Origin of the sequence: Chryseobacterium angstadtii (genome assembly GCF_001045465.1) — a bacterium.
GTDB classification, from domain to species: domain Bacteria; phylum Bacteroidota; class Bacteroidia; order Flavobacteriales; family Weeksellaceae; genus Chryseobacterium; species Chryseobacterium angstadtii.
The window spans coordinates 427,813-445,948 of record NZ_LFND01000003.1; the positions used below are offsets into that span (position 1 = coordinate 427,813).

An 18,136-nucleotide genomic window follows, 5' to 3' on the forward strand; every position below is an offset into this window, starting at 1 on the left:
GCCGTAATGATTTAAAAATTATTACTTTTCTCTGAGCTGTTGTTCTTCACAATTTTATCGGAATGCTGTTCATTAGTACCTGTACTTTGTGTAATAATTTTTCCGTCGCTTACTTCATTTCTCTCTTTCTTGGTTTCACTGTGAACATCTCCGTCTATAATTTCCGTCAGTTTCCCGGTGATCATCATGCTTGCATCACCAATGACGGATGTTATTTTCATAGCTCCGACACTCTGAGTGTCATTCATCGTCACGCTTTCGGTTTTATTCATACCGACTATATTGCTCTGATCGGCACCTACGGTAGTGCTCATATTCTGACCTACACTGATCATCAGGTTTTCACCCGCCAGGAAGGTCATGTTTTTGGGCGCACTTACGGTAATATTGCCTTTACCATCCATAAAATAGGAGTTGCCGCTCGGATCTTCGATAAAAATGCTTCCTTCCGTATCATTGAAGATAACTTTATTACCGCTTCTTGTCTGAATGGATTTTACATGATTGTCTATGCCTCCGCCTAAACCTACTTTACCGTGAAACATTCCTCCCATAGCGAAAGGAAAGTCGGGATGATGGTATTCGAAACCTACCATCACCTGATCTCCGACCTCGGGAACGGCTACAAATCCTCTGTTTTGAGTGATTTTATCGGTACCTCCTGCATCGGGGCTCATCATCCGGATAAAATGGGTGGTGTTGTTCTGCTGCCAGTCGAACTGTACCTGTATACGTCCCTGATTCAGAGGGTCGGTATTAGAAATTACCGTTGCAATCTGAGGTTCGGCGTTTGGCATTTTAAAGTCGTGCCTCGGCATAAAACCTGTTCCTTCGGCAATGGCTTCAAATGATCCGGTATAATAGCCTCTTGCATCCACTTCATGGGAAGCTTCGGTAATCATTAATTTTGTAAAATGAGAAGTCTCGTTGGTACCTGTTTTTCTCATATTAATATCTGCCGTACATCCCGGATATAAAAAAGGAACCGTGGTATCACCTGAAACGGTGAATACTTCTACGGCCGCATTTCCGGCTGCACTTTTCTGGGACTGATCCACATCGAGCGAGATATTGGCATTGATAGGAGCCGGGGTCAGAGATTTACTGGTAAATATACTGTCATTTAACTGATAGGCTTTAGAGGCAAGCTCACCTAAGTGGTTGATATTAGTAGAAGCACTCAACATCTTAGCGTGATTGGTGCTTTCATAGCCAAAAAACTGAGGTTTGGTATGTACCGCATTCATCTGAACCTCCACATTGGTTACATTGCTTCCGTAAATAAGGTGTATGGGCTGCTCTGCAGGAGGAAGGTTTCCGAAACGGAGAACATATCCGTCGTAGTAAAACTGCTCACCGTAGGCTTCTGCAATTCTTGCCAGATAGTTGTAGTGGGTCTCGTTATACTGAGCACTGTAGTTAATATAGCTTTTATTCCGGCTGTCTACTTTGAAATCAAATTTTCCGGAACCTAGGGTTTCTTTGAGAATATTCCCGGCAATAATGCCTGTATTGACAGACTGATTTCCCCCGAAACTTTGTGTATGGGGAGCAGAGTCCATCAGAATAGTTGGACTTTTACCTTTTAAGATGATATTTCCAAGACTCATTTTGTCCTGGCTGAACGCTACTTTTGTAACAAGGCCTACAAAACTTCTCTCCGGGCTTTCATTTTCCGAATCTTTATACCTGAAAGTTACAGTTAAACGCTGTCCTAAGAATTTTTGAGCTTCCAAAAGGTTGTGATTCTGAGTTTTTCCCAGAGAATCATGCGCCAGAGTCAGTTCAAATTCATGGTGTTTTTTCGCACTCTGATTCAGCTTGAAATGTTTGAAATGCTTGATTATCTGGCCTTCTATCACAATATCTAATCGTACAACGCGGTTGATTCCTGCTACATCGTTCTCTGAAATTTTTTCAGAATTTGAAGTTATTTTTTTCATTGGTGTTATTTCATTAAATATAGAAATATTCTACTTTTTGATAAAACTTTGGGACCTGTATTTGAGAAATTGTAGTAGAACTACGATGTTTTACTTTGAATATGATATTTCTTTTTGATTATTATTGTTTCACCACGAATCCGTCCTGACTTACAATTTCATTATCGTTTTCGTCATTTACGGTGAGGGTGTAGGGCGCTTTGGAAGCAGAATCGGTGAGGTAGTTTCTCCATACCTGATACTGATAGCCTTTATTGGTAAAGCTGAAATAATAATTTCCTCCGGAACCGTCCGGAACCAGTTCTCCGTCACTGATGATCATATTGGGTTTTGAAGTAATTTTGGCATTGGCAGGCCAGGACTGATACAGATATTTTCCGTTGGGCTGTTTGTCTATTCGTATCTTAAACTTTTTGGTTTTAATGATTACCGTTTTGGGTATTTTCTGGAATGGCTGTATCTCACTGGATATATAAGTGGGGCCTGAAATTACAGAGGGAATTTCTTTTGCATATATTAAAGAGAACTGAGAAATGCAGAAGGCTCCTAATAGAATCTTGTTGATCATAATAATATGGGTTATTGGTTGAGGATACACCCATCAAATATGAAGCCATTAAGCGTATTTATCGTAATATCACCTCTCTGATCCAGCTATTCAGCTCTATTGTATTTCTAAGGGTAGTGAGAAACCAGGCATTGGATTGATACTCTTTCACGTATTGAGGAGTATACACATTTAGGCCTTTTTTAAGGTTAAAAAAACTGAGGTGTATATTGTCCCGTAAAAAGTCAAGACGTTGGTGGAGCCATTTTCTTTCCTCTGAAGAACCGGATTGGTTATGCCTGATCAGAACTTCAATCAGAGAGACATCAATTCTTTCTGACTCTTTCAATATCTTATCAAAAGCCTGAGTCAGTACTTCATCATTGATGAAATTAATATGAACAAGATTTTCATCATTGTTCTGAAAAAGATGCTCAAATTCAATGTCCCGAAGGAGCTGGTGCGCTCCGTGCATAAGCTCTGATGCAGGGCTGTAGCCCTCATTGTCTTTGGAAATAAACACGGCCGGAATATCCATTTTCAACCGGGTATACGCTTCAATCTTATGATGACCGTCCAATACAAAAGCACTGCTCATCTGAGGGTCCTGATTATAAAGACTGTAAAAAATGATAGGTTTCGGGCGGCCTCCTTTTCTTATCAGATCGGTGTAATATTCCACTCTTTTCGGATCAATACTCTTGTTTTCCAGAGTGTACAGGTAATTGAAATCTTCAAAAGGGTAGAACCAGCCGGAGAATTTCTGACTGTTATCAGAATAATCGTCTCCAGGTAAGGGCCTGCTCATATGAAAACTGGAATTGCCGTAAGGAATATGTCCCAGATTTACCTGATATATACCGTTTTCAAAAAGATGAAGAAAATCTTCAATACCGGACATAATCTCAGCTTCTGTTCCGTCCGTGAGGGAGCAATTAAGACTGTCCGCCAATACTATTTTCTCTTTCTCCGAAAGCTCTGATACTGCATAATATTCACCCACACTTCCCCGGGAATCCGGCCAGTTGGCAGCCACAGGACGTCTGATGATTAAGCAGCTGGCGAAACCATCGTACAAAACTTTGATAATGTTCTGTCCGTGAGTGATGTGAATTTCCATGAAAAATAATAATTAAGAAACTGCCGTGTAGCTTGCAAAAGCTTCTTCAAGACTGTCGAATCTTCCCTTAAATTCATCAATAGGGCAGTCCTGGAGAATATTCCCCTTATGGATAAGAATAACGCGGGAGCAGAGCGCTTCTACTTCCTGCATAATGTGGGTAGAAAGAAGGACGGTTTTCTGCTGGCCAATTTCTTTAACCACATTTCGGATCTCAATAATCTGGTTGGGATCCAGTCCATTGGTAGGTTCATCCAGAATCAGCAGATCCGGCTGATGAATAATGGCCTGTGCCAATCCCACTCTCTGTTTGTATCCTTTTGACAGCTGTCCTATCTTTTTAGATTTCTCAGGTGTGATGCCTACCAGTTCAATGACTTCATCTACTCTGGCAGATGAAATTTTATGAATATTGGCGACAAACTGGAGGTATTCTTTAACATACATTTCCAGATAAAGCGGATTGTTTTCGGGAAGAAAACCTATCTTTTTTTTGCTTTCGATTTCGTGTTCGGAAATATTCATTCCGTTAAAAATAATTTCGCCCTGATCAATTTTCAATGCTCCGACAATAGATTTCATCAGCGTAGATTTTCCGGCTCCGTTTGGGCCGAGAAGTCCGATGATTTCATTTTTATCAATAGAAATAGTAATGTTGTCCAGTGCAGTCTGTTCTCCAAACTTTTTAGTTAAATTGATGATCTGAAGCGGCATAATTCTTAATGTCTTTCTGCAAAAATAAAAATAAAAAACTCATTCGGATGAATGAGTTGAGTAATATTGAAAAATAATACGATTATTTCCTTGATTTTTTGTTTTTGCTACCGCTATTGGAGGACGGAGCACCATTAGAGGCCTGATTAGAAGACTTGCTTCCGTTTATCTGATTGATGGTAGCAGGTTTTTCATACATGGCAGATTTTCCGTTGGTCTTTCCAAATACCTTTTCCACCTGTTTTTTGTTCAGAAACTGTGATTTTCCGACATACTTACGGTTTTTGTTGATATACTGGATAAACTGAACGGTAGGCTGGCCGTAATTTTTTTCATAATGAAGTTCAATAATATCATTAGGAAGCTCTAAAATGATATTTTCGTCAGGAGTGGTTACAAAACCATCCATAATCAGCTTGTAAAGCCCGGATACATCGCCGTCCAGATTCTGGAAAGAAAAAGATCTGATGGTATTCAGGTTACTCGTATTGAGATCCTGATAATTGATGGTGAATTTATCTTCCTTTTTATATAAACCTACAGAATTATCTTTTCCAATTTCCACCAAACTTTCATTTTTCAGCACTTTAATTTGTGAGAAAACTGAAATACCGAACATGCATGTAATGAGTAGAATTATTTTTCTCATGTGGAGGGATTTTAATGTTTTTATAAACTTGTGTTTTAAAATTACTAATAAAAAATATGTTCAAACAATTTTATTACCTCAAGCAAAAGTAATACTTTTTTTTAATATTATTATGTGATGTTCTTCCCATGTTATGTATGCCATAAGGATGTTTTAAAGATAAGTTAAGGATTGCTTACAGAGATAAAACAAAAGATGAAGAATTTGTTTTCAGCTATAAATTGCTGGAAAACAGCAGTTCACTGTTTTTAATGATTTCAAACCGGATATTATTTGGATGATAATCAATGATCGCGTGATTACTCTAAAACAGTTTATTCCCGGTAATGGAATAGTTTTCTAAATAGATTATAAAGCACATATTATTTTTTGTTCAGATAACAAAGTTGAATAAATTACCGTTATTTTTATTTCACATTAATATCTATTCATCATGATTGACATCACAGAATTTAAAGAAAACTTAGGATTAGCAGAAATCCCTGTTGAACTGGAAAAGCTCATCTATTTCCAAAACAATATATCTTCCTATGAAAATTACAGCCAGGGTTTTGGAGTGACGATTGATGATAAATTAGGATTGAAAAGCTGGAGCGAAGATAAAAACTTTTTGGCCCGTCTATTTCCGATTGCCCAGGCAAACGGTTCCGGTTCATTTTACACTATTTGGAATGATGGAACGGATAAAGCTTTAAACCAAATGCCTATCGTAGTTTTCGGAGATGAAGACGGTGTGCATATTGTTGCCGAAAATATCCTGCAATTGCTTCATTTACTCACTTATGATACCGAAATTTCCATAGAATTTGATACGGTGTATTTTTACAGAGATGAAGATGATTACGAAGAAAGCGAAGATCTTCATGAATACCTGAAATGGATGGCAGGTGATTACCACCTAAGCCAGATTGAAGAGCCGGATGAACTGATAAAAACTGCCCAGGACAAGTATAAAGAACCTTTTGAACAGTGGTTCGGGCAATATTTTGGATACTGATGAAATAGTTTAATGCCCATAGCTGACTACTCTTGAAATCTTCCAGCCATCGGGTGTTTTTTTCCAGATGTGAACAAATTTGAATGTTCCACAGTTAATCAATGAGCCCTTATCCAGACGGCAAAACTGATGTGTTCCTGTTTGTACGGGCCCATAATCTTTGATAGGATAAACTTCTACAGATTCCGGAATTAAAACTCTTCGGGTATAGCTGTAATTTTTAGCCACTCTGCTGAAATTATCGACCGTTTCTTCATAGTTGGCCAGACCTCCCACATCATGAAAAAATTCAAGATCTTGAGTAAAGAATGTCTTTAGTTTATCAATGTTTCCGGAGTTGGCAGCGTCAAAAAGCAGACTGTCTTTTTCCATAATGGTATCATAGAGCTGTTTTGAAACAGGAACGTATGGTTTTGATTGGGAGAAGAATATTGTCCAGACTGAAGAAAATAGAAGTATTGAAAAAAGTTTAATGATCAGCGTTTTCTTCATAATAGTAAGATTTTTGTGATAAAATTTTAGCAAATCAATTATAGAAGTTGATGGACTGAACCAAAGATAACCAATTTTTAAATACAGAAGAAATTGATATCGAGGCTTTTACTGGTCTTGGTGATCTTGGATTATAAAAGGTGTTTAACGATGTGGGTAATATTTAAAGTATTGATAATGAGTGGTTTAATTTGTTTTATTTGATTGATAATGAAATAAGTTTTCTACTGATTCACAGAACCTTTATTAACCGCCTTTACAAAAGCATCAAACTCACTTTTATAGCTTCTGCCGACAGGAATATGATAGGCACCAAGAACGATTTCACTATTGTTAAAAGCAGTGACATATTGTGCATTAATCATGAAAGAACGGTGAATTCTTACGAAACCTTTTCCCGATAAAAGAGATTCCAGATCGGTCATTTTAACCTTTGAAACAATGCTCTCATTGCTGAGCAGGACTGTTTTAATATCGTTTCCCTGGCTTTCAAAATACAGAATCTCACGAATAGGAACTTTTCTCGTCATCCCTTCTGTTTTAAGCATCATAAAATCTTCCTTGATATCAGTTTTGTGTCTTAAAATCCTTTCTACCGATTTAAAGAAACGCTCAAAAGTAATCGGTTTTAAAAGATAATCTACAGCTTCCAGTTCAAAACCATCAAGGGCAAAATCGCGGTAAGCGGTTGTAAAAATAGTTGCAGGTTTTTGTGAAAGCGATTTTAAAAAATCAATTCCGCTTAAATGAGGCATCTGAATATCCAGAAACATGAGGTCTACCGATTTTGTCTGCAGCAGTTGGTAGGCATCCATTGCATTTTCAGCTTTTCCGGCCAGTTGCAAACGGTCGATTTTGGAAATGTGTTTTTCCAGCAATGCAGCTGCCAGAGGTTCGTCGTCTATAATGATACAGTTGATCATAAGTGGGCCGGGGTTTTTATTTCGACTTTAAAAATATTGTTTTCCTTTGAAATATGGAAAGTGAAATCCTGTTGATAATGATGCCTGAGCTGACTTTCAATATTACTGAGCCCAATTCCTTTCGGTTGATTACTTTCTCCGGGTTCACAGGTATTTTCAATGCTGAAAACAGAATAGGCTCCAGCTGAAGTAATCTTCATATTTATTTCCGTTTGATTTTTAGTTTTCCCGGCTCCGTGTTTGAACACATTTTCTACTAAGGTGAGGTACAGAAGGGGAGGAATTGTGGCAGCGGGATGAAAACTGAATGTTTTACTGATTTTAAGCCTTCCTTCACTGTACCTAAGACTTTCCAATGCTATATAATGGTCTATTACGGCAAGTTCTTCCGAGACAAGGACTTTATTGTTTGTGCCTTTATACAGGATATAATCCAGAATATCCGAAAGCCGGCTGATGGATTCCGAAGTTTTCTCCGAATTGCTCAATGAAAGAGAATAAATATTGTTCAGCGTATTGAATAGAAAATGAGGATTGAGCTGAGCTTTCAGAGACCTTAATTCCAGTTCTGCTTTTTCTCTCTGCAGCTGTATGGAATTTTCCTTCTCATCTTTGTAGCGGATGACAAACATCACCGAGATAAAAATAAAAGCACCACTGATGATGGGAAAGGTATAATGGCTTAAAAGGTAGCCGATATCCGTAAAAATGCTGTACAGACTGTCTTTGGGTACTTTGATAAAGAACGGTTCAGCCAGATAAACAATGAATATCCTGTTGATAACGGAAATAATATATAAACTGATGATAAGATACAGCGAAAATTCAAAGTATTTTTTATGGTCAAAAAAATTCCGGATCAGAATAGAGTAGATAAAATTGGCTGCTGCAATCTGAAATATCCAGTGGCAGAAATTATAAATAACAGCTTCGGCAGATATTCCCTGCGCATATTCTCCATAACTTTTTGCCGTTCCGAACAGAAACAGAGCGATCCAGAAGAACAGCTGGAAAGAGATATTTTGCCTGATGTTATTTTCAGTTTTGAGTTTCATCATCTTCAAAAATAAAAAATCCTGAGCGACTCCACTCAGAATTTTGATAAAACGAACCCAATTTGTGACAGAAAGCTGTAATGACGATCCAGATAACAGTTTTTACCGTTCGCATCAGAATTCGTGTTTTCTGTCATCATCCACAAAAAAGATCAGTTTCATATTGAATATTTGCAGAAAAAAATATGCCTGCGGATCACCATTCATCTGAAAAACTTCACGGACTCGATCATTTACGAGCTTTAGCCATTTTATTGGTTTTAATGTACCATTACCGTGCATTCAAACATCCTGCCTGGATAGATACAATAGGAAGATTCGGGTGGACGGGAGTCGATCTTTTCTTTGTGCTGAGCGGGTTTTTAATATCAGGACAGCTTTTTAAAGAAATTGAAAAAAGTAGAGATATCAGTTTAAAAACATTCTTCATCAAACGTTTTTTCAGGATTATTCCGCCTTATCTGTTTACTTTGTTTCTGTATTTTGCTTTTCCGTTTTTCAGAGAAAGAGAATGGCTGTCTTCCTTCTGGAAATTTATCACTTTTACCCAAAACTACGGCCTGGATGTTATCAACCGCGGAACATTTTCACATGCCTGGTCTTTATGTATTGAGGAGCAGTTTTATCTTTTCCTTCCTTTAGCACTTTTGATTGCTGTAAAGACTAAAATCTTCAGATATACAGTCTTTTTTGCCCTTTTTCTTATCCTTTTCTCTTTATCCGCCAGATGGATGATTTGGAAAGAATGGATTGTTCCCGTTTTAGATACGAAAGGCTTTTGGAAAGAATGGTATATGAAAATATATTATCCTACCCATACCCGTTTGGATGGGCTGGCTGTAGGCGTTATACTCGGTTATCTGATGCAGTATTCATCAAGGTTTAAAAATGCAGTTCATGACAACGGAAGCAGGCTTTTGGTTTGCGGAGTTATTCTGCTTGGGATTTCGCTATGGATATGTAATGATCAGGTGTCGGAGGAAGCTTCTGTTTTTGGATTTACTTTTGTGGCAGTGAGTTATGGAGTTATCTTATTGTCAGCGGTTTCGAAGTCTTCATTTCTTTTCAGATGGAAATCATATGGTACGGCGCAGCTGGCGGGGTTGTCTTATGCAGTTTATCTTTCGCATAAAGGAATTATTCATATGATTCAATACGGTCTTGAGCAATCTGGAATGGAAACTTCAGATAATATCAGCCTTTTAATTGGTTTGTTGGGCTGTATTGCCGGAGGTTTATTATACAGACTGATTATTGAAAAACCATCTTCCTATTTTAAATACAGGATTTTGAACAGATTGGCAAAACGGAATAATTAGTTTAATAATGTAGGGAAGTTTGAAGAGGGAAGTTATTGGGATGGAAAGCAGAATTGTTTTATTAAATTCTATCTGCTAATGAAAAGAAGCCTTGTCAAGGTTTTGAACCTTGACAAGGCTTGCAGGGAAAATGTCAGGAAGTTTGAAGTCAGAGATTATTGATAGAGAAGCAGAGCTATTTTGTTAAATTCTATCTGCGAAATGGAAACAAGCCTTGTCAAGGTTCAAAACCTTGACAAGGCTTACAGAGAGAATAATCATTATCTACTTTTACTCTGTAATTTCAATTAAAAATATTTTTTCATATTGCGCCGGGCGGGTTTTAGGATTTAAAAATTTTAATGACAATCGGGTGATCCGGAAATGATTTTCCTGATCAATTACTCTATAATTTCTTTTAAAATTCTGTAGATGTTCATTATAAATCACAAGATAATCTCCTTTCTTCAGTGCGCTTTCATCAACTCTCGGAGTATTTCGCTGGGTGTAGAAGTCAAAGCCCCAGGCCTCATAATTGTTCAGCATATGTATTTTATTCTTGTCTATATTTTTTTGACTGACGAATTCTGCCATTTTCAGACTGCCCTGATATTGGGTAAGAACAGGATAGAACTGGGTATTCAGATAGATATTCACAGCCACCGAAAATACCAGCGAAATAAACACATACTTCCTGAACAGATTTTCTTTGGCAAAAACCTGAATCAGAAGATAAACGTAAACGACGATGAACAGAATAAAGAAAGCAATATTTTCAATTCCGGTAAAATAGTAAGTCAATAAACCCAACCCGGGAATTCCGGCAAAAATAACGATCAATTGAATGATATAAAGAATTTTCAGTTTCCTGACATCATTTTTTCTGTACAGATCAAACAGATAAGCGGCAGTGAGAATGGATAGAACCGGAATCAGGCCGTTCAAATAATGAGGAAGTTTAAATCTTGAAGCCGAAAAAATACACATGACCAGCCAGAATCCTCCTAAAGTTAGAAACTCAATACCCTTGATTTTTGTAAACCTGGTTTTTATAAAGAACGCCGTCTTTTCGAAAACTCCAAAATAAAAAGCTAAAGAAAACGGTAAAAAAGCCCATAATAAGGTATGAAAAAAGAAAAAATAATCCGGGCTTGTTTCTTTAAAACCAGTGGCCGTAAGCCGGTTCATACTTTGATTGAACAAAATAAACCGAATTCCTTCTTCTCCGAACTGAAGATAGTAAGCATACAGAACCGGAGTAATCCCTGCGAGAAAACTGATCATCACAACAAGGATTTTCAGTTTAAAAAAACGTTTCCACTCTCTGGAATACAGCAAATAGGAAAAAATACAGAATCCTATGATGACCACAGCCATCAGCCCTTTTGAAGAAAAGGCCAGCGCTGTTCCCAGCCCGGCCAGAATAGCACTTACAGAACTTTGTGTTTTAATGAACTTTACAAACTGCCAGACCGAAAAAATAATAAAGCCTGTCAATACTGCATCAGTTCTTACATCATGAGCCGAAAGAATGATGGTCTGTGCTGAAAGAAAAATGAGTGAAGCCAGATAGCCCGTATTCCCTTGATCATAAAGCAGGTCAGATAATTTTTTGGTTGAAAAGGCGCCGAGAATTAATGCCAGCAAAGCAGGAATCCTGTAGGCAACAGCGTTGATGCCGAAAAGCTTCATCGAGATAGCAGCAAGCCAGAAATGTAGGTGAGGTTTATCCAGATAAGGATTTTCACCTTTATAAATATGGAAGAAGTCGTTATTTAAAGCCATTTTCATAGCCATTGAGGCATGCTGTGCAGAATCATTTTCCATAAGCGGAATAAAAAGTCCGGAAATATAAACGATGGAAAATCCAATGTAAAGAAATAGTAATTGGCGAGGCGATAATAGTAACATTTTGTTCATCTTGGAGGATAAGGTTTTTAATAATTTTACTAAAGCTCGCAAAGCAAATGTAAACAAAATCTGTTAAAATAATAATAATGGATTATAACAAATTTTACTCTTTGGTTATCCCGATGTATAATGAAGAGGGGAATGCAGGGCTCATTATAGACCGCGTCCGGGACACGATGAACGGTTTTTATTATGAGCTCATTCTCATTGATGATCATTCGAAAGACAGAACGGTAAAAGAAATTACCGAAAAGAACGACCCGAATGTGGTTTTGATCCAGTTGAAAAGAAACTATGGTCAAAGCTCTGCAATGATGGCGGGCTTCGACTATGCTTCGGGAGACTATATCATCACATTGGATGGTGATCTTCAGAATGATCCCGGTGATATTCCCTCCATGGTTGATTTACTGGAAGAAGGAGATTATGATTTAGTCGTAGGAAAGCGCGAAAACAGGCAGGATTCTTCGTTTAAAACAATTCCTTCCAAAATTGCCAATATGATTATCAAAAGCGCCACAAAGCTTGATATTTCAGATCAGGGTTGTGCGTTGAAAGTTTTCAGGTATGAAACGGCAAAAGAACTGAATTTATACGGAGAAAACCACCGTTTTATAAGCCTTATGGCCCATTTGAACGGAGCGAGTATTGTTGAAATTCCCGTAAAGCATCATGCAAGAAAATTCGGGGTTTCCAAATATAAGATCAACCGTACTTTTAAGGTGATCAATGATTTGCTTTTGATTTTATTCAATCAGAAATACCTCGCCAAGCCCATTTATCTTTTTGGAAATATAGGATTAATTGCTTTCACCATCGGGATGATTATTAATGTCTATCTTTTAATCGAAAAACTGCTGGGGCATGATATCGGGACACGGCCTTTATTGGTTTTGGGGATTCCTCTGGTATTTATCGGAATACAGTTTTTTACTACCGGAATTATCATTGATATGCTGATGAAAACCTACTACGAATCTCAAACCAAGCGTCCTTTCAATATCAGAAAAATCACCAGTTTTGGGAAGAAAAAAGAATACGCGAAAAGTATTTATTAACGGGCTGAAAGTATTGATCAGTATTGTTTTTCTATACTTTGTTTTCAGGAAAATACCATTCTATGATATTGCGAAAATCTGGTCGGGGGTAAAGCTTTTTTATCTTTTTCCGGGAAGTCTTTTCTTTCTGGCATCGCAGGTTTTATCTGCCAAACGATTGGAGCTGTATTTAAAAGTGAATGATTTTAATCTCAGTTTCAAAAGCAATTTACAACTGTATTTTCTGGGCATGTTCTACAACTTTTTTATTCCCGGTGGAATAGGAGGAGATGCCTATAAAATCTATATTCTCAATAAAAAACTGAACTGGAATGTAAAAAAACTGACGCTGTCAATCTTCAATGACAGACTGAGCGGTTTACTGGCCATCTGTATTCTGATCCTGTTCTTTTCCATATTTTTGCTGCCGGTTCAATGGATTTTTATACCTATTGTATTGATTGTTGCCGGAACTTTTGTAGCATTTTTAATCATTAAAAAAGTATTTTCTCTCGACCGGTCTGTCTTTTTCAGAACTCTTTTTATTTCGATGATTATACAGATTTTACAGGTGATCTGTTTTGTTCTTCTGTTAAAAAGTTTAGATCTTAATGAAAACTTTACGGTTTATATCATTACATTTTTAGGAAGCTCCATTTTAAGTTTAATATCTTTTGCCGGAATAGGAGCAAGGGAATTTTTATTTCTTCAGGCCTCCAAATATTTTGATTTCAATACTTCAGTTTCGGTTTCTGCTTCTTTACTGTTTACCATGATTACTGCTTTTTTCTCTCTTTTCGGACTCGTATCCATGTTTAGAAAATACAGCTTCGAAGATAAAATAGCCCATTAAAAAAAGTTGTAAAATTATTATTCAACGGGCAAAATTTTAAGGGAAAATAATGAAGCTTAGTATGGCGGGATTAAATTGATCTGTTTTTAATAATGCTTCCCAGTATTTCCTTGTAAGTGGTTCCGATTGGAATTCTGTCTTCCTGAATAAATACCTGAACGGAATCAACTTTACTGATATGATTGATATTTACGATAAATGAATGGTGTACTCTGACAAATTGCTCGGGTAAACGTTCTGCCATTTCTTTCATTCTTTTATAACACATCTGCTTTCCCTGCGTGGTGTGCAGAAAGATATATTCTCTGGAGCCTTCTATGTATTTCAGGTCTCTGAAATATATTTTAACGGTTTCATAACCAGTTTTTATGAAGAAATATTCCTGCTGATCTGCATCCTCAATCTCTTTGCCGGAAGTGTCTTTTTGTTCAATGAGATCTTTTACTTTGATAATAGAAGAGAGGAATCTGTTGAATGGAATCGGTTTCAGTAAATAATCAGCCGCATTTTTTTCATAACTCTCCACAGCATACTGACTGTAGGCCGTCGTAAAAATAATCTTTGTTTTTGTGGAGATGATACTGGCTAATTCCAAACCGTTGAGTCCGGGTAAATTGATATCGAGAAAAATAATGTCAATATTGCTGTAGACCATATTTTCCAAAGCCTTTTCTCCATCAAAAAAAACGCCGCACAGTTCTAAAAACGGAACCCGGTTTATATAATCTTCCAAAAGTTTGGCAGCATTAGGCTCATCGTCTACGATTACACATTTTAGTTTCATTTTCTTGGGATAATTAGAGTGGCGGTGAAATTATTTTCCTGTTCGGCAGTTTGTAATTTATGGTTATCCGAATACAGCAGGACAAGTCTTTCTTTCAGATTTTTTAACCCGGTTCCTGACAGGCTGTTTTTATCCAATGTGCTGTGGAGCTGGTTTTTGATAAAAAAAGAAATGTTCTGGGATGTTATCCGTATATCTATAAATATATAATTGTTGGAACTTCTTTTATCAATGCCGTGTTTCAATGCGTTTTCCACCAATGGAACCATAAGCATGGGAGGAACATATATTCCCGGTTCCGCACTGTTGTTTATTTCCACATGTACCGGATTGTGGCAGCGTATCTGTTCGAGATCTATTACATTTTTTATAAATGAAATCTCAGTTTCCAGCGGGATCTTTTCTTTTGTGTTGATTTCCAGGAAAAAGCGCATGATTTGGGATAGTTTTTCAATCAGAAGGGCAGCTTTTGGACTTTCTTTATAGGCTTCGTAATAAATATTATTTAAAGAATTAAACAGAAAATGAGGCTGCAGCTGGGCTTTCAACAGTTTCATTTCGGTCATCAGCTGCTTTCTTTCCATCTCTTCCTGCTTTTTCATGACCACAAAGGAGATTGAAACATGTTTCAGTAAAATAGCCAGCACAAAAGCTACAAAATTGGTTACAACCACATATGAAACATGGGCTATGCTGTTATTAAAGAAAGATGGTCTACTGTAAAGTTTACTGATGAAATGGGTCTCTACATATATTCTTACCAATGAAGTCACTAAAAGAAGCAGAATTATTGATATAAAAAATAGAATTCTGTTCTGGTTGTATAGTTTGGGATAGATCAAAAGAAAATAAATGTATACAATGCCTGCAAAGCAAGAAAAAGCGCAGGTAGCTATGGCAGCAGCATATCCCGCTTCTCCAATACGAAGGTAAGTATACAACATGAATAGCAGATAAATAGTGAGCCATCCGCAGAGCTGATACCAAAAAAAGCTATTTTTATTGAACATGAATGATTTGAAAATATGAACATCTAAAAATAGGGATATCATCCTAATCTTTAAAAGATTTAAGAAGGATATTGAAACTATTTCAACAAATACCTTTTTACGTTCAACGGTTGCCAGGTTTCACTCAACCAGCCATTCTGTCGGCTCAATAAATCCTTTGGTTAAAATAATGATGATATGTATTGAATTACAGATACAGACAGGGCTGCCGCTCTATAAATTTGTTTCTGTAAATCAAAAATGATCATCTATGAAAATTTTAATTGTATGCTTTTTAATGCTGATGTTTGGGCAGTCGTTCGCACAAATCCATCCGGAAGAGCAGGATGTACGGAAAACATTAATGAACTATCTGAATGGCCGTAACAACGGAGATACCTTAATGCTTGCTTCTGCTTTTAATGCAAATGCTGATCTGCGCTATATCAATAAAGGCAGTTTCACGATATGGCCTATAAAAGAATATATTAAAGGTATAACTCCCAACAAGAAACAGGATTGCATTTCAAGAATCATCAGTATCAATATCCGCAATACAGCAGCTCAGGCGATCATAGAGATTGAATACCCTAAAAGATTATTCACCGATTATATCAATCTTCTGAAAATTAACGATAAATGGCTGATTGTTAACAAAATATTTTCAAGCCGCGAAATCAATACAGCCAAAAGAATTCTGTTTGTATCAACAAGTCATGAAGATACCGGAAAGAAAACCGGATTACACTTAGGAGAAATTGCAGAAGCCCATAAAATATTGAGTAATAATGGTTTTGAAATTGATTTTGCGAATCCAAAAGGTTTAAAATCAAGAGTGTATGAAACAGATGTCAATAATCCTTCAATACTTGAATTTATTCAGAATCAAAGTGCATTTCATCAATTTAGCAACCCTTTAAAGCTCTCTGAAATTATTCCGCAGAAATATTCAGCCATGTATATTTCCGGAGGACACGGAGCGATGTGGGATTTACCTGCCCATCCGCAGCTGGATTCTATTATCCGCAGTATTTATGAGCAAAACGGTATTGTGGCAGCAGTCAGCCATGGTCCGGCCGCTTTAGTGAATGTTCATCTTTCCAATGGTGAGCTGCTTATAAAAGGAAAAAAACTGACCGCTTTTACCAACAAAGAAGAGAAGGAAAGCGGTTATCATACTATAGTTCCTTTCTTACTGGAAAGTAAACTGAAAAAAGAGGGAAGTATTTTTAGTTCTTCCGGATCATGGCAGAAATATATTATCCGGGACGGACAATTGATTACAGGTCAAAACCCTGCTTCTACTATTGCATTGGCAGAAGAAATTGTAAAAGCAATCAATCTTAAATAAATCCTCCCTTCATTTCTATTGTAAACAATTTAATACCCATATTATGAAAAAGATTTTTCTCATGTTTTGTCTGATGATGTGTTCTACGGTTCTTTTTGCCCAGCAGGATCAGTCGGATACGGAACTTATCAGAGCAACCCTCAACAATTATATTGAAGGAAAAATTAATGGAGACACAGCCCGTCTGTCGTCTGCATTTCATCCGCACGCAGATCTCCGATACCGGGATTTTAATACCGGAAAACTAATGCCTTTTTCCAGCTCGGAATACGTCAAAGGATTCAGACCCGGAAGAAAGATCAACTTTATCGGCAAAATCATTTCCATTGATGTTGCAGGGCATGCTGCTCAGGCAAAAGTAGAGATACAATATCCCGCTGTAACCTACGTAGACTATGTAAATCTGCTGAAGATTGATGACGAATGGGCGATTGCCAGCAAGGTGCTCTCAAGTTATCCGGTTCGTAAGAAAGTGCTTTTCGTCATTACCAGCCACGATCAATTAGGGAACAGCGGCAGAAAGACAGGTTTCCATTTGGGAGAAGTGGCACAGGCTTATAAACCTTTTTATGATGCAGGTTATGATATAGATTTTGCCAGCCCGAAAGGAGGAAAAACACATAGCTATGGTGCGGATATGAATAATGCGGCAGATGTCTGGTTCATACAGAATAGGGAAGCTACCGGAAAGCTGTTCAATGCTTCCAAACTGTCTGAAATTGTTCCTAAAAAATACGATGCCGTTTACTTTGCGGGAGGACACGGGGTGATGTGGGATCTTGTTAATGACAGCGCCAGTGAAATGATTACAAGAACAATATATGAAAATAACGGAGTAGTGGGTGCGGTATGTCACGGGCCGGCAGCGCTCACTAATGTAAAACTCTCCAACGGGCGTTTCCTGATTCAGGGCAAAGTATTGACTTCATTCACAAACAAGGAAGAAAGAGAGATTGAGCTGGATAAAGTGGTTCCGTTTTTACTACAGGATGAACTTCAGAAAAAGGGCGGAATGTTTAAGCCTCTTGCCAATTGGCAAAGCAATGTACAGGTAGATCAACGTCTGGTTACAGGACAAAATCCGGCTTCTACCGGAAAACTGGCGGAAGAGATGATTCGTTTGCTTAAAAATAAATCGTTGGGAAGAAATTAATAATATAATAGAGGCGGATTTTCATTTTAATGGTTTGACAGGCGTGGTGTCCTGATAATAGGAAGGCATCAGGATTACGATCCTGATGTTTTTTTGCATGAACAAAACAGAGATACCGGCCTTTTTGAAATACATTCAATATAACAATGATTAACGGTCTAAAATCTCATTATTTTACTCGGATAATATGCTTTTTAGTCTGCACACAGGATATTATGGTATTTTGTCTGCTATTCTGCCGGGTTTCCCTTCTTTTACTCGGAAAATTTGTCTTATTTTTATAGTTAATTTTATTTAGACCTTTTTTCAAAAATTGCTGG

General features: G+C 37.3%; 17 protein-coding genes. 6 read left to right on the forward strand and 11 right to left on the reverse strand.

The features are described 5' to 3' along the window. Positions 1-11: 11 nt before the first annotated feature. From ACM46_RS10055 to ACM46_RS10075, 5 genes are all read right to left on the reverse strand, one after another. Positions 12-1,943, reverse strand: coding sequence for a type VI secretion system Vgr family protein (locus ACM46_RS10055; protein WP_048506516.1), 1,932 nt, complete (start codon positions 1,941-1,943; stop codon positions 12-14). 121 nt (positions 1,944-2,064) lie between these two features. Next, the gene (locus tag ACM46_RS22815) at positions 2,065-2,511 is read right to left on the reverse strand and encodes a hypothetical protein (protein WP_053082691.1); all 447 of its coding nucleotides are present in this window, start codon (positions 2,509-2,511) and stop codon (positions 2,065-2,067) included. A 58-nt stretch (positions 2,512-2,569) separates the two neighbouring features. Continuing rightward, positions 2,570-3,610, reverse strand: coding sequence for a ParB N-terminal domain-containing protein (locus ACM46_RS10065; RefSeq protein ID WP_048506517.1), 1,041 nt, complete (start codon positions 3,608-3,610; stop codon positions 2,570-2,572). A 12-nt stretch (positions 3,611-3,622) separates the two neighbouring features. After that, the gene (locus ACM46_RS10070) at positions 3,623-4,324 is read right to left on the reverse strand and encodes an ABC transporter ATP-binding protein (RefSeq protein ID WP_048506518.1); all 702 of its coding nucleotides are present in this window, start codon (positions 4,322-4,324) and stop codon (positions 3,623-3,625) included. An 82-nt stretch (positions 4,325-4,406) separates the two neighbouring features. Continuing rightward, entirely contained in the window at positions 4,407-4,973 is a 567-nt protein-coding gene (locus ACM46_RS10075) for a hypothetical protein (protein WP_048506519.1), read from the reverse strand. A gap of 433 nt (positions 4,974-5,406) precedes the next feature. On the opposite strand from ACM46_RS10075, the gene ACM46_RS10080 reads away from it, so the two are divergent. Then, positions 5,407-5,970 carry a hypothetical protein gene (locus ACM46_RS10080; RefSeq protein ID WP_048506520.1) on the forward strand — a complete coding sequence of 188 codons (564 nt, stop codon included), beginning with the start codon at positions 5,407-5,409 and terminating at the stop codon, positions 5,968-5,970. Positions 5,971-5,979: 9 nt separating this feature from the next. Here ACM46_RS10080 and ACM46_RS10085 read toward each other — a convergent pair whose 3' ends face one another. From ACM46_RS10085 to ACM46_RS10095, 3 genes are all read right to left on the reverse strand, one after another. Continuing rightward, a complete protein-coding gene (locus tag ACM46_RS10085; protein WP_048506521.1) occupies positions 5,980-6,462 on the reverse strand; it encodes a nuclear transport factor 2 family protein in 483 nt (160 codons plus the stop codon). A gap of 224 nt (positions 6,463-6,686) precedes the next feature. Further along, positions 6,687-7,385: a LytR/AlgR family response regulator transcription factor gene (locus ACM46_RS10090; protein ID WP_048506522.1), complete on the reverse strand. Its 699-nt coding sequence runs from the start codon at positions 7,383-7,385 to the stop codon at positions 6,687-6,689. Beyond that, on the reverse strand, positions 7,382-8,443 hold the full coding sequence (locus tag ACM46_RS10095; RefSeq protein WP_048506523.1) for a sensor histidine kinase: 1,062 nt from the start codon (positions 8,441-8,443) through the stop codon (positions 7,382-7,384). The genes ACM46_RS10090 and ACM46_RS10095 overlap by 4 nt, the downstream gene beginning before the upstream one ends. Positions 8,444-8,625: 182 nt before the next feature. Between ACM46_RS10095 and ACM46_RS10100 the strand changes: the two genes are divergently transcribed. Beyond that, positions 8,626-9,759: an acyltransferase family protein gene (locus tag ACM46_RS10100; RefSeq protein ID WP_048506524.1), complete on the forward strand. Its 1,134-nt coding sequence runs from the start codon at positions 8,626-8,628 to the stop codon at positions 9,757-9,759. Positions 9,760-10,029: 270 nt separating this feature from the next. On the opposite strand, the gene ACM46_RS10105 is transcribed toward ACM46_RS10100, so the two are convergent. Then, entirely contained in the window at positions 10,030-11,658 is a 1,629-nt protein-coding gene (locus tag ACM46_RS10105) for a glycosyltransferase family 39 protein (protein WP_083997371.1), read from the reverse strand. 77 nt (positions 11,659-11,735) lie between these two features. Between ACM46_RS10105 and ACM46_RS10110 the strand changes: the two genes are divergently transcribed. Then, positions 11,736-12,707, forward strand: a complete 972-nt coding sequence (locus ACM46_RS10110; protein ID WP_048506526.1) for a glycosyltransferase family 2 protein — start codon at positions 11,736-11,738, stop codon at positions 12,705-12,707. Continuing rightward, on the forward strand, positions 12,670-13,539 hold the full coding sequence (locus ACM46_RS10115) for a lysylphosphatidylglycerol synthase transmembrane domain-containing protein (RefSeq protein WP_048506527.1): 870 nt from the start codon (positions 12,670-12,672) through the stop codon (positions 13,537-13,539). The genes ACM46_RS10110 and ACM46_RS10115 overlap by 38 nt, the downstream gene beginning before the upstream one ends. A 70-nt stretch (positions 13,540-13,609) precedes the next feature. Here the strand turns inward: ACM46_RS10115 and ACM46_RS10120 are convergent, their stop codons facing one another. Together ACM46_RS10120 and ACM46_RS10125 are read right to left on the reverse strand one after the other, a co-directional pair. After that, entirely contained in the window at positions 13,610-14,323 is a 714-nt protein-coding gene (locus tag ACM46_RS10120) for a LytR/AlgR family response regulator transcription factor (RefSeq protein ID WP_048506528.1), read from the reverse strand. Next, the gene (locus ACM46_RS10125) at positions 14,320-15,267 is read right to left on the reverse strand and encodes a sensor histidine kinase (RefSeq protein WP_157859442.1); all 948 of its coding nucleotides are present in this window, start codon (positions 15,265-15,267) and stop codon (positions 14,320-14,322) included. Before ACM46_RS10125 ends, ACM46_RS10120 begins: the two co-directional genes overlap by 4 nt. Positions 15,268-15,583: 316 nt before the next feature. Between ACM46_RS10125 and ACM46_RS10130 the strand changes: the two genes are divergently transcribed. Together ACM46_RS10130 and ACM46_RS22975 are read left to right on the forward strand one after the other, a co-directional pair. Beyond that, complete coding sequence (locus tag ACM46_RS10130; protein ID WP_048506530.1) at positions 15,584-16,663, forward strand: nuclear transport factor 2 family protein; 1,080 nt, start codon at positions 15,584-15,586, stop codon at positions 16,661-16,663. Positions 16,664-16,706: 43 nt separating this feature from the next. Continuing rightward, a complete protein-coding gene (locus ACM46_RS22975; protein ID WP_083997373.1) occupies positions 16,707-17,816 on the forward strand; it encodes a nuclear transport factor 2 family protein in 1,110 nt (369 codons plus the stop codon). Positions 17,817-18,136: the final 320 nt, after the last annotated feature.

Bases quoted from the DNA above. Each gene is read 5' to 3' on its own strand.
- ACM46_RS10055 (WP_048506516.1), bottom strand. From the start codon at position 1,943: ATGAAAAAAATAACTTCAAATTCTGAAAAAATTTCAGAGAACGATGTA.
- ACM46_RS22815 (WP_053082691.1), bottom strand. From the start codon at position 2,511: ATGATCAACAAGATTCTATTAGGAGCCTTCTGCATTTCTCAGTTCTCT.
- ACM46_RS10065 (WP_048506517.1), bottom strand. From the start codon at position 3,610: ATGGAAATTCACATCACTCACGGACAGAACATTATCAAAGTTTTGTAC.
- ACM46_RS10070 (WP_048506518.1), bottom strand. From the start codon at position 4,324: ATGCCGCTTCAGATCATCAATTTAACTAAAAAGTTTGGAGAACAGACT.
- ACM46_RS10075 (WP_048506519.1), bottom strand. From the start codon at position 4,973: ATGAGAAAAATAATTCTACTCATTACATGCATGTTCGGTATTTCAGTT.
- ACM46_RS10080 (WP_048506520.1), top strand. From the start codon at position 5,407: ATGATTGACATCACAGAATTTAAAGAAAACTTAGGATTAGCAGAAATC.
- ACM46_RS10085 (WP_048506521.1), bottom strand. From the start codon at position 6,462: ATGAAGAAAACGCTGATCATTAAACTTTTTTCAATACTTCTATTTTCT.
- ACM46_RS10090 (WP_048506522.1), bottom strand. From the start codon at position 7,385: ATGATCAACTGTATCATTATAGACGACGAACCTCTGGCAGCTGCATTG.
- ACM46_RS10095 (WP_048506523.1), bottom strand. From the start codon at position 8,443: ATGATGAAACTCAAAACTGAAAATAACATCAGGCAAAATATCTCTTTC.
- ACM46_RS10100 (WP_048506524.1), top strand. From the start codon at position 8,626: ATGCCTGCGGATCACCATTCATCTGAAAAACTTCACGGACTCGATCAT.
- ACM46_RS10105 (WP_083997371.1), bottom strand. From the start codon at position 11,658: ATGAACAAAATGTTACTATTATCGCCTCGCCAATTACTATTTCTTTAC.
- ACM46_RS10110 (WP_048506526.1), top strand. From the start codon at position 11,736: ATGGATTATAACAAATTTTACTCTTTGGTTATCCCGATGTATAATGAA.
- ACM46_RS10120 (WP_048506528.1), bottom strand. From the start codon at position 14,323: ATGAAACTAAAATGTGTAATCGTAGACGATGAGCCTAATGCTGCCAAA.
- ACM46_RS10125 (WP_157859442.1), bottom strand. From the start codon at position 15,267: ATGTTGTATACTTACCTTCGTATTGGAGAAGCGGGATATGCTGCTGCC.
- ACM46_RS10130 (WP_048506530.1), top strand. From the start codon at position 15,584: ATGAAAATTTTAATTGTATGCTTTTTAATGCTGATGTTTGGGCAGTCG.
- ACM46_RS22975 (WP_083997373.1), top strand. From the start codon at position 16,707: ATGAAAAAGATTTTTCTCATGTTTTGTCTGATGATGTGTTCTACGGTT.